Raw genomic sequence first — 11,527 nt, forward strand, 5'->3', positions numbered from 1 at the left:
TAGTGTACTATTTTTAGTATTTTAAGCTTTGTCTCTTATCTCGTTTAAGATTTTTATAGCCTTGTCAAAGTCGTCAGAATTTATAAAAACATTAATATTTTCGTTTTTCTTGTAGACTTTGTCGTAGTATTTTGTGAGTAAAATTTCAGCTACTTTGGCAATGTCATTTTCATTAAATTTAGCCACAGCTTCATCTCTAGCTTTTTTATCGATAAATGGTGAAATTTTCTTCATACATTCGTCAAAAAAGGCTTTATCCACACTTTTATAATCGCTTGTGATGCATGAAATTCTATTTTCTAAACTTGCGCTCACTTCAACATTAATGCCACTACGCATCGCCTCATAAAGGCTCTTTGGAAGAGTAAGTGAGCCAATCCTTCTACTCTCGCCCTCGATAAAGCAAATTTCATCTTTTAGCGCGATGAGCTTTTCAAATAACGCATCTTCAAAGCTTTTTTGGCTCGGCTGCGCGCCATTTATCGCCCCAAAGACAGAGCCTAAATGATTTGCCATAGCTTCAAGGTCTATTGACGGGCTTAGAGTCCTTATTAGCTTACTTTTATAGCAGCCAGTATTTCCAAAAAGAGTGATAAATTTTATGCTCAAAGGTCGATTTAGAAATTCTAAAACGTGATTTCTATAAGCTTTATAGCCACCACTAAGCCTAAAAACTCTATATCCTATCATGCTTAGAACATAGCCAATAGAATTTGATCTAAGCCCACCTTTAGCGCAGTAGATACCAATAGCTGAACCAACCTTGACTCTTTTATAAACCTCATCAATGATATTTTGTAAATTTTTACAGATATATTTTGCGCCAAGGCTCTTTGCTAGGGATCTATCGCTTTTATAGAGCGTGCCTACCTCTTTATGTTCTGCATCATTTAAAGCATATAAATTTATGGCATCTTTTATGTGAGAATATAAAAATTCATGTGGCGATCTTGCGTCTATTAAAATTTCAAAAGAGCTTCTTTTCTCTAGCCACTGCTCTACATCAAGCTCAAATAACGGCACTAAACGCCTTTTTTAGTTTCTCAAAAAGTGGATAAAATGGTGTGCCATTGACTCTCACATCAGAGATAGTGGTTATAAAATTTGTATCTCCGCTCCACCTTGGCACAAGGTGATAATGCACATGCTCAGCTATGCCAGCTCCCGCTGCCTTGCCTAAATTCATACCTATATTTACACCATTAGCATAAAGCTCTTTTTTTAAAATTTCAACTCCAAGCCTTACAAATTTACTCATCTCAAACCAAGTCTGATCATCAAGCTCTTCGATCTTGTCGGTATGCTGATTTGGTATTATCATAAAATGCCCTGGAGAATACGGATATAAATTCATAATCCCAAAACAATGTTTAGCTCGAAAAAGCACACCATTTTTATCATCATCATCTGAGTTTATAACATCACAAAAAACACAGCTATCTTTTTTGGCGCTAAAGTATTCGCTTCTCCAAGGGGCACAAAGGTGCTGCATTACTCGCCCTCCTTTATCTTTTTGACGGCATTTTTTATATCATCTTGTCTCATAAAATGCTCTCCTATCAAGAAAGCATCTACGCCTATTTTGCTTAGCTGCCTAAGCTGTTCATGCTGGTAAAGACCGCTTTCAGCGACTATTATCTTGCCATTTGGCAAAAGTGGTATGAGCTTCTCACAAAGGCTCATATCCATCGTAAAATCATCTAAATTTCGGTGATTTATGCCTATTATATTTGCTCCTGCAAAGATAGCCTTTTTCACATCACTCGCGTCGTGAGTTTCAACCAAAACTTCAAGACCTAAATGATGAGCGTAGTCTAAAAGCTCTTTTAGCTCGTTTTGAGTTAATGCTTTTGCGATGAGCAAGATAAAGTCTGCCCCATAAACAAGAGCTTCAAGAATTTGATACTTATCAACGATAAAATCTTTTCTAAGGATCGGCCTTGATGCGTAGCGGCGAACCTGCGTGATATACTCGATGTTGCCTTTAAACCAATGTGGCTCAGTCAAGATACTAAAAGCATTTGCGTATGGCTCGTATTCCTGAGCGATTTTTATAGGTTCAAAGTCTTCTCTTATCACGCCCTTACTTGGGCTTGCTTTTTTGATTTCGGCTATTATTTTTATCGGCCCATTTTGGCTTGCTCTAAGAGCATTTAAAACATCTCTTGGCACATATGGATTGTACGCGAGCGAGCGGCCAAGCCACTCCTCAGGGAAGTCTGCTTTTCTTTTTTCAAGATCATCTTTAGTTTTTTTAATTATCTCATCAAGTATCATTTTTTAAGCCTTTTATTTAGATTTATTATACAGCGCTCTATTAGGTGCAAATGCTCTTTTGCCTCTTTTGAAGTCCTAAAATCAACATCTTTCATCGCATGCTGCATAATGCTTTTTGCTTTTTTGCACTCGCCAAGCTTAAAATATCCCCACGCTAGCGAATCCTCATAATAAGGCGACTCAGGTGAGATAGCAAGCGCCTTTTGCACAAGCTCTATACCCTTTCTAGGGTCAATATCATGATCTATCAGCAAGTAGCCATAATAGTTAAAAAACATATCATTTTCTAGTTTTGGTACACTAGCTTCAAATTTATCTAAAATTTCAGCCATTTTTTGTTCGTTCAAGTTATCTTTATTCATCTCGTATTCGTAAATCGCGGCTTTTGCTAAAAAATTTAAATCCCTGCTATCGTTATAAATTTTAACAGCAAGTATGTATGCGTCACCAAAATTACTAGTCGCCGCATAAAGATCCATAAGAGCCATATCGTTGTAGCTATATTTTTTTAAAATTTCAATTGCTGCTTTGTAGTTTTTATCATAGATAAAAAACTGCACGATCTTATCAATATACGAAGTGTCATGATTTAGCTCATAAAGTTCTTCAAAGAGTTCAATCACTTTTGGGAAATTTCTTTGCTGGGAGTAAATTTCAGCCAAAAGCTCGCAAGTCTTTAGCGTGCAACCTTGTTCATCTTTAAATTTCTCAAGATATTTTGTAGCGTCTTTTATCTTATCCATGCGATTTATCAAAATATCAACAATACGGAGCAAGTTTTCTTCTTCTTGCTTTAGCGAGTATGCCTCTTCAAAGTATTTTAGTGCAGTCGTTGTTTCATTTTGCATCATACAAATAGTGCCAAGCATGAGTAAATTTTGAGCATTTGGCTCTTTTGTAGCAAGCTCTTGCATTAAGCTTTTAGCCTCATTTAGCTTTGAAAGATTTACTAAATTTGCCACCTTTATACGGATAAAATCGCTATCGTCTTTTAAGCTTTTTTCGCCTTCATTTATCAAAGCATCTAAATTTTCATTTTTTGTAGCAAAGGCGAGTTTGATCGCCTCTTTTAAATAAGCTTTTTGATTTGTATCTTTAAAAATATTTGAGTAAGCTTGAATGCTAGCATTCACATCTCCGCTATCTTGAAACAATAAAGCCTGCATTAGACGTAAATTTATACTTTTATTATCGTCAGCCAAAAGTAGCTGCGAGTTAAAAAATACGCTCATAAAAAATACTAAAATTTTACGCCAATACATTCTGCTTTTAGCTCCTTGAAATTTTTTTTAAAATAATTCCAAAATGGAAAAGTCCTACACTGCTGTGGCCTTAGCTCATAAACTGAGCAGTTTTTATTTTTTTCATCAAAAAATACACAAGCAAAGCCATCTTCATAAGGCTTCTCTTTTATGCTACACCTTAGCCCAACTCTTATTAAAAACTGCTTTTCAAACTCATCTTTACTCATATGAAATGCGGTACAAAATTTTGAAATTTCTTCTTCGTTTATCCAAATGTAGCCACTCTCTCCCGTGCAACACTTGCCGCCACAGCTCTCGCAAAAGCTCGCATCAAACTCATAGTTAAAGCCTTGGACTCTCACGCTAGCTCCTGATAATCAACGCTCTTTGTATCAGCTTTTTTAAAAATTTCAATCGCCTCTTTTGTATGCGAGCCATTTTCACTCATCACTAAAGGTGGCAAAATTTTTAGCTTTGAGTTTGAATTATTTCTTACCTCAAATAAGGCTAAATTTGCTGGCTTATCAGCCTTTGTATGAATAAATTTTAGGCTTACTAAATTTAGCTTAAACTCTTTTAGGGATGCTATGATCTGGCTAAGATCATCAGGTGCATAGCAAAAAAACGCCCTTTTGTGAGGCTTTAAATTTATGCTTATACCTCTTATAAAGTCTTTTATACCCAAAGAGCTTGTGTATCTACTAGCCTTTATATGCTCATCTTCGCTTTGTTTCGTACCTTCGTGATAAAATGGCGGATTTGATACGATGAGGTCAAATTTCTCACTATCTTTAAAATCTGCAAAATCAGCATTTATATTTTCTGCCTCCAAGCCGTTCTTACTGGCATTAAATTTAGAAATTTCACCATTTATTTGTAAGATATCAAGCAAGCTTAGACTGGATTTTTTAAAGTCGCGTTTAAGCAAAAGCCCAAGTATCCCACATCCTGCGCCAACGTCTAAAATCCTGCCTGAAAAATTTTCAAACTTGAGCTTATAAAATCATAAAGTACCAGTGTATCGCTGTTGTAGCGATAACCACTTTTTAGCTGAGCCAAGATCATCTATAAACCTTGATGATAAAGCCACGCGTGACATCTTTTACGATCACTTCTGAGCTAAAGCTGATCCTTGCAAAATCGCCAAATTCTTCTTTTATAAGCTCGGCTGCTGCCTTTGCACGCTCTTTACCAACGCCATAATTTACATAGTTATTTAGCCTGCCAAGATCGTCTTTTTTGATGCTTTGAGCCACATTTGATGGGATGACAAAATTTTTCTTATCTACGATCGGAATTATCTCATAAAGGTAGTTTGAGTTAAATCTTTGCAAAAATTCGCTCACTCTATTCTTACACATCACGCTAATCTTATCTTTTGCGTCCATGTCATCACACTCAAGGCTAGAGATCAAAACTAGCTTTGTTGGCGTCTCTGGTTTAGTTGTCGCCTGCAAGATATTTTTTAAATTCACATTTTCGTTTTCAAGTTCATCTTGCCTATTTAAATTTTGCTCGATATCTTTTTGAAGTTCGATGATCTTGGCATTTACTGGACTTCCTTTTACGCTAGATGAGCTAAGTTCATTTATTTTAGAATTTAACCTCTCAATCGTCTTATTACTCTCGTTTAACTTATGTTTTGCGCTTTCAAGCTCATTTTGCAAGCTTAGCAAATTTTTGCCACCACTGTTGTTGCTATCTGCTAAAAGTGTCGAAGTGTCAACTATCTTTTTTTGCAAAATATTTATTTGCTGACGCAAAATTTCATAGTTTTGCATATCGATCTTTAGTGTTCTTTTTTGAGCTTCTAGCTCACTTTGCTTTGCTGCTAGCATTTGGCTTGTTTGAGTGAGATTATTTTCTAGCTCTTTTATCTTTTCATCTTTTAAATTTATCTTTGTACTTAAATTTTTTAACTCGCTGTCATTTAAACCAAGCTTTTGAGTTTGCAAAGAGATAGTTTGATTTTGCTCAAATAAAGTTTTTAAAAATTTATTTGTCTTTGTATCAAGCGTCTTTAGCTCATCTCGTGCATTTTTAAGACTTTCTTCACTTAAATTTAGTTTTTTATTTAGCTCATTTAGACTTGTATTTGCATCTAAATTTTGCTTCTCTAGCTTTTTATTTATCAAATTTAACCGGTCAAGATCTTTTTTAAGCGAGCTTATATTTTCATTTGCGAGTTTATTTTCCTGCTCGCTTTTAAGATTTTTTTCTTTTAGATCATTAAAGCTTTTATGAAGTGCCGCAAGAGAGGCATTTAGCTCTAAATTTTTACCATTGTAGTTTTCAACTGCCAAATCTTTTGAGTTTAAATTTTTCTTTATCTCATCAAGCTCATAAATTCTATCTTTTAAGGCAGTTTGGTTCGACTCAAGTGCTTCCTCAAGATCAATTATCTTATTTGCCTTTTTTGAAAGCTCATCTTCCATAACACTTTTTTGCGTTTCAAAGCCATCAGTTAGTGCATTTATCTCTTTTTCGTAGCTAAATTTTTGTGTCTTAGCGTCACTCTTTGCTCGCTCGATCTCCTCTTTTAAAAGCAAAATTTCTTTTTTTTCGTTTTTATCTTTTTCATTTTGAGTATTTTCATACTCTTTTATTAGAGCGTCTTTTTGAGCCAGTGTCGTATTTAGCTCTATATTTTGCTCTTTTAAAGCTGTGTAATTTGCCTCAGCTGCCTCTTTAAATTTAACAAAATTTGCTTCGATGTCTTTTACCTTACTTTCATCGCCATTTTTTGCCTCATTTATCGCATTTTCAAGGTCTATTATCTTTTTTTCATAGGCTTTTGAGCTCTCAATCATATCAGCTTGAGCTTCATTTAGCCGTTTTGTGAGAGTTTGTATATTTTCAAAGTGTTGTGTTTCAAGCTCGCCAAGCGTCTTTTGATTTTTTTCAACTATCTCATTTTTTTCATTTTCGATATTTTTTTTCATCTCTGAAATTTTGCTTATAAAGTCTAAATTTTTCTCGCTGATATCGACATTATCAGTAGCTAAAATTTTATTTTTTTTACTTAGCTCACGAACTTGTTCTTGAAGTTCATTTACATCATTTGATAAATTTTGATCGCTCGTTTCAGTAAAATTTTGGATATAGCTTTTTGGAGTTATATATCCGCCATATTCATAAAGATCGTCTTTGCTGATGTATTTTTGTCTCTCTTCTTCTGGCAAATTATCAAAATTTATAGAATAGATCGTTTGATTAGTATCTTTTGGTGTCTCATCTTCTTTTGGAGATTTAAAAAACGATAGGCAAAAGCCAACTATCAAACAAAAAATAGCTAGTAAAATTTTATTTATCAAGCTTATGCCTTGCCCTTTAAAATGTCTTTTATGACGTGATGAGCGTGATTTAGAGCAACGACTATTGAGCCGCCATTTTTTAGCACGATGTCACCACCCACATAAAGTCCTGACACGCTACTTTGGTAGTTACTATCAACTATTGGAGTGCCCTTTTCATCGATTTTTATCTGACATTTTTGTAAAAAATCAACCGGACTTGAGCCACCTATTGCATAGACAACTCTGTCATAAACGCGAATTTTGCCATTTTCGTAATGCACTCTAACCTTGCCTGATTCGTTATCTATCTCTTTTATATCGTGATTTAGCCTAACTTTTATCTTGCCGTGCTTTTCTAGCTCCCAAAGTGCACTTAAATTTGTCTCATTTACGCGGCTAAAATTATCTTTTCTATAAGCGATTGTGGTTTTATTGTATTGGCAAAGCTCGATCGCATACTCAACTGCTGAGTTTCCGCCACCTACGACAAGCACCTTTTCGCCGTTGTACAGCTATCGAGGTTAAAATTTACAACCGCGTTTAGTGAAGGCGGGATTTTATAATCAGGCTTATTTGGTCGTCCCATTTTGCCAATTGATATCATTACATTTTTAGCTTCATATACGGCTTTTGATGTAGTTACTTTAAAAATTTCTCCATCTTTTTTCACGCTCTCTACTTCAGAATTAAAAAAAGCTTCAATCTTTTCAGTATCAAGCAGCTTGTCAAAATAATCAAGCGTGCTCTCTTTCGTGCCATCCTCAAATGAAACTACGCCATGTATCGTACTATCTTGCCCTTTATACTCTTTATCTACGCGTTTATTATCTTTATAAAATTTTCTTATCGTTTGGCTGTGATTATCACCTTTTTCAAGAAGCAAAACGTTGTTTAAGCCATTTCTTTTTGCCTCAACTACGCTAGCAATTCCACAAGGTCCGCCACCAACAACAATTAGATCATAAACATTTACCATCTTTTTCTCCAAATTTTATAAATTCTAAGCTTTTTTAACTAGATCAGCCATCAAGAATGCAAGCTCAAGTGCCTGATCAGCATTTAGCCTTGGGTCACATTGTGTTTCATATCTTTGCTCAAGCGAACTTTCAGTGATGTTTAATGCCCCACCCGTGCACTCAGTCACGTCTTGGCCTGTCATCTCAAGATGTACGCCGCCAGCCCTTGTGCCCTCAGCTTTGTGAATTTCAAAAAAGCTTCTAACTTCGCTTATTATCTTGTCAAATTCTCTGGTTTTGTAGTTATTTGAGGTTTTTACGGTGTTGCCATGCATCGGATCGATACTATAAACGATATTTAGCCCTTCTCGCTTTAGCTCTCTTAAAATTTTTGGTAAATTTTCGCCTATCTTATCAGCACCCATTCTGATTATCACGTTTAGTCTGCCAGCTTCATTTTCTGGATTTAGTTTATTTGCAAGAGCGACGACATCTTCAGCCTTTGCACTTGGTCCGATCTTTACACCGATAGGATTTTTCACACCACTTAAAAAATGTACGTGAGCGTCGTTTATACACGTGTTCTTTCGCCTATCCAAAGCATATGAGCCGAGCAGTCGTACCACTCACCGCTAAGACTATCAACTCTAGTTAAAGCCTCCTCATAAGGTAGCAAAAGCGCCTCGTGAGATGTATAAACCGCAGTTTGATTTATGACTGGCGTATTTGCTGAAGTGATGCCACAAGCTGCCATAAATGAAAGCGTCTTTGTTAGCTCATCAGCTAGTTTTGCGTATTTCTCGCCGATCTCTGGCTTTTTAACAAAGCCTAAATTCCACTTATGCACTTGATGAAGGTCGGCCAAACCGCCTCTTGAAAAGGCTCTAAGCAAGTTCATCGTAGATGCACTTTGATAATACGCCTCTATCATGCGTTTTGGATCAGGCACTCTTGCCTTTTCGTCAAATTCAAAGCCATTTATAATATCGCCTCTATAGCTTGGAAGCTTAATGCCATTTGCCTCTTCAAAATCACTACTCCTAGGCTTTGCAAACTGCCCTGCCACGCGGCCCACTTTGACCACTGGATAGCCACCAGCAAAGGTTAAAACTATCGCCATTTGAAGTAAAACCTTAAACATATCTCTGATGTTGTTTGCATTAAAATTTGTAAAGCTCTCAGCGCAGTCGCCACCTTGAAGCAAAAATGCCTCACCATTACAAACTTTTGCAAGTTCTTCTTTTAAGCTTCTAGCCTCGCCAGCAAAGACCAAAGGAGGAAGCGATTTTAATTTTTCTTCGACCTCTTTAAGCTCTTTTAAATCTGGGTAATTTGGTTGTTGCAAGATATTAAATTCTCTCCAGCTATCGCGGTTCCAAGTCATTTATTTTCCTATCTTTTTTGCCTTAAATTAGACGCTGATTATATCACGGCAAACTTAAAAAATAAAAGCCATTAATGGGCTATTAAAGATATTTTGCCTACAATCGCTACTTTAAATTTACCCAAAAAGGAGCAGAATTTTTTCATGATAAAAGGCATATTTTATTCGCTTTTGGCATCTGTTTTGTTTAACTGCATCTACTACATGTCAGTGCTCATGAACCCCATCAGCACGCAAGCTCTTGTTGGATACCGCATGATCTTTGCCATGCCTTTTGTCATCGCAGCCATTTTTTTGTTAAAACAGCAGCGAAATTTCAAATTTTTACTTCTAAAAATAAAGCTAAAACCTAAAATTTTACTAGTTTTACTAGCTACCTCGCTCATTGTCTCATTTCAGATGTGGCTCTATCTCTGGGCTCCAAGCAACGGATCAGCGCTAAAAGTCTCTATCGGCTACCTCATCATGCCAATAGTCATGGTCCTTTTTGGACGGATATTTTTTAAAGAGCACCTCTCTAAAACAAAGCTAGCCTCGATATTTTTTGCAGCCCTTGGCGTCTTTAGCACAGCTATACTAAGCGGCGGCATCTCGTGGGAGAGCGCTGTAGTTTTTTGCCTTTATCCAGTCTATTTTGCCATTAGAAAGTACTACAACCTTGCAAATTTCTCAAGCTTTGTTATAGAGATAATTTTTATGTTTTTATTCTCATTTTATTTTGCGCTCACAGCCGATATGAACTACGTGATGAGCCAAAATCCAAACATCTACTATCTGCTCATCTTGCTTGGTGCTATCAGCGGCATAGCCCTCATCGCCCAGATCCTCTCAAGCACGCTCGTGCCGATAAATGTACTAGGTTTGCTTACATATTTTGAGCCTATAATGATGCTTTTTGTCTCATTTGCTATCGGCGAGAGACTGGAGAAAAGCTCATACTTTTTAATGATCTGCCTAGCCATCTCGGTCACACTTTTGATGATAGATAGTATAAATTCTATAAAAGGCGACAAAAATACCAAGACTAAATGAGAGCCAAAAAGGCGTTATTCTCGCGCTTAGCGCCTTTTTTATGTGGGGGTTTTTGGCGGTTTATTTCAACCTCTTTAGCAAAGATGTCGATGCTTATGAAATTTTAGCTCATAGGGTCATTTGGTCGTTTTTCTTGATGGCTGGCGTGCTTTATTTTAGTGGCAAAATGGGTGAAATTTTTACTTTACTTAAAGATATTCGTTCGCTAAAAATCCTATTTTTGAGTGGCATATTTATCACCACAAACTGGGGCGTTTATGTCTATGCGGTTAGCAATGGAAAAATTTTAGATACAAGCCTGGGCTATTTTATAAATCCCCTAATAAGCATGCTCCTTGGTGTTATCATCTTTAAAGAAAGGCTAAATAAAAGCGGAATTTTAGCCATTTGCATAGTCGTTTTAGCCATTAGCGTACAAATTTATGCCCAAGGCGGATTGCCATTAGTTTCTATCATCTTGCCGCTTTCATTTGGATTTTATGCAGCAGTTAGAAAGATGGCAAAGATTAGCGCATTTAACGGGCTTTTTATAGAGACATTTTTTATGTTCCCATTTGCACTTGCCTACGTTTTTTACATAGCATTTTTAGGCAAAAGCCACTTTGGACTAAACGAGGACTCACTTTTAATGATCGCTTCAAGCATCGTAACTATCGTGCCGCTTGTCGCTTTTAACGCAGCGGCAACAAGGATAAATTTAACAACGATTGGCTACTTGCAATACATCTCGCCGACCATCGCGATCCTTTGTGCGGTCTTCATTTACGGCGAAAATTTAGACGGCTACAAGGTCATCTCGTTTTGTATGATCTGGCTGGCACTTGCGATAATTAGCATAGATAAATTTAGAAAAAGGAGTAAAAATGAATAGCGTTACGATTTATTTGCTGCTTGCGTTTTTTGCAGCGCTTATTTTATATTTTCAGATACAAAAACTAACCAGAAAGCTAGACGAAGAGGGAGCTGTGCCAGCCTACCAAAAAGCTACGCAAGAGGTTTTGGAAAATTTAAGCAATGCTGAAAAATACCCTAAATTTTGCAACGCAATATTTAAAAAAATAAACGCCTTAAGGCAGGATATTTTATTTGAAGATGCGTTAAATAGTGAGTCTGAAAAAGATAAAGCATTAGATGCCTTAGAGCAAATAAGAGAAAAATTAGAAACTTTATCAAAGAAAGAAGATTTAAGCTGGGAGAGCGAACTCTTTGTGATCTTAGACGAGCTTGATGGCTTTGTAAGGGCAAATTTTAAAGACGGCGAAAACAAGGCCGAGAGCTTAAGAGACGAACTAAAAAGAGAATTTGATGAGTTGTAAAAAGATACTTAAAAAGTGTAAG

At 36.3% G+C, this 11,527-nt stretch carries 9 protein-coding genes and 3 pseudogenes; 3 read left to right on the top strand and 9 right to left on the bottom strand.

Going from position 1 to position 11,527, the window contains the following annotated elements; translation table 11 throughout:
* Positions 1 to 21: 21 nt before the first annotated feature.
* The 9 genes and pseudogenes from A3835_05545 to A3835_05585 form a co-directional block, all read right to left on the bottom strand.
* Positions 22 to 1,023: a tRNA 2-selenouridine(34) synthase MnmH gene (locus tag A3835_05545; GenBank protein ORI07938.1), complete on the bottom strand. Its 1,002-nt coding sequence runs from the start codon at positions 1,021 to 1,023 to the stop codon at positions 22 to 24.
* The gene (locus tag A3835_05550; protein ID ORI07939.1) at positions 1,010 to 1,492 is read right to left on the bottom strand and encodes an HIT family hydrolase; all 483 of its coding nucleotides are present in this window, start codon (positions 1,490 to 1,492) and stop codon (positions 1,010 to 1,012) included. Before A3835_05550 ends, A3835_05545 begins: the two co-directional genes overlap by 14 nt.
* The gene (locus A3835_05555) at positions 1,492 to 2,277 is read right to left on the bottom strand and encodes an indole-3-glycerol phosphate synthase (protein ID ORI07940.1); all 786 of its coding nucleotides are present in this window, start codon (positions 2,275 to 2,277) and stop codon (positions 1,492 to 1,494) included. The genes A3835_05550 and A3835_05555 overlap by 1 nt, the downstream gene beginning before the upstream one ends.
* Positions 2,274 to 3,539 carry a hypothetical protein gene (locus A3835_05560; GenBank protein ID ORI07941.1) on the bottom strand — a complete coding sequence of 422 codons (1,266 nt, stop codon included), beginning with the start codon at positions 3,537 to 3,539 and terminating at the stop codon, positions 2,274 to 2,276. The genes A3835_05555 and A3835_05560 overlap by 4 nt, the downstream gene beginning before the upstream one ends.
* The gene (locus A3835_05565; protein ORI07942.1) at positions 3,518 to 3,883 is read right to left on the bottom strand and encodes a hypothetical protein; all 366 of its coding nucleotides are present in this window, start codon (positions 3,881 to 3,883) and stop codon (positions 3,518 to 3,520) included. Before A3835_05565 ends, A3835_05560 begins: the two co-directional genes overlap by 22 nt.
* A pseudogene (locus A3835_05570) lies at positions 3,880 to 4,586 on the bottom strand (methyltransferase). The gene A3835_05565 and the pseudogene A3835_05570 overlap by 4 nt, the downstream one beginning before the upstream one ends.
* Positions 4,583 to 6,835: a vesicular transport factor Uso1p gene (locus A3835_05575; protein ORI07943.1), complete on the bottom strand. Its 2,253-nt coding sequence runs from the start codon at positions 6,833 to 6,835 to the stop codon at positions 4,583 to 4,585. Before A3835_05575 ends, A3835_05570 begins: the two are co-directional and overlap by 4 nt.
* Positions 6,836 to 6,837: 2 nt before the next feature.
* A pseudogene (locus A3835_05580) lies at positions 6,838 to 7,793 on the bottom strand (pyridine nucleotide-disulfide oxidoreductase).
* Positions 7,794 to 7,817: 24 nt separating this feature from the next.
* A pseudogene (locus tag A3835_05585) lies at positions 7,818 to 9,157 on the bottom strand (phospho-2-dehydro-3-deoxyheptonate aldolase).
* Between the two features lie 144 nt (positions 9,158 to 9,301).
* On the opposite strand from A3835_05585, the gene A3835_05590 reads away from it, so the two are divergent.
* Genes A3835_05590 through A3835_05600 form a run of 3 tightly spaced genes read left to right on the top strand, consistent with a single transcriptional unit; the run spans position 9,302 to position 11,505 of the window.
* Positions 9,302 to 10,189, top strand: coding sequence for a permease (locus A3835_05590; protein ID ORI07944.1), 888 nt, complete (start codon positions 9,302 to 9,304; stop codon positions 10,187 to 10,189).
* 40 nt (positions 10,190 to 10,229) lie between these two features.
* Positions 10,230 to 11,060 carry a permease gene (locus A3835_05595; protein ORI07945.1) on the top strand — a complete coding sequence of 277 codons (831 nt, stop codon included), beginning with the start codon at positions 10,230 to 10,232 and terminating at the stop codon, positions 11,058 to 11,060.
* Complete coding sequence (locus A3835_05600) at positions 11,053 to 11,505, top strand: aryl-sulfate sulfotransferase (protein ID ORI07946.1); 453 nt, start codon at positions 11,053 to 11,055, stop codon at positions 11,503 to 11,505. The genes A3835_05595 and A3835_05600 overlap by 8 nt, the downstream gene beginning before the upstream one ends.
* The last annotated feature ends 22 nt before the right edge of the window (positions 11,506 to 11,527 follow it).

Origin of the sequence: Campylobacter concisus, assembly GCA_002092835.1 — a bacterium.
Classification (GTDB): domain Bacteria; phylum Campylobacterota; class Campylobacteria; order Campylobacterales; family Campylobacteraceae; genus Campylobacter_A; species Campylobacter_A concisus_K.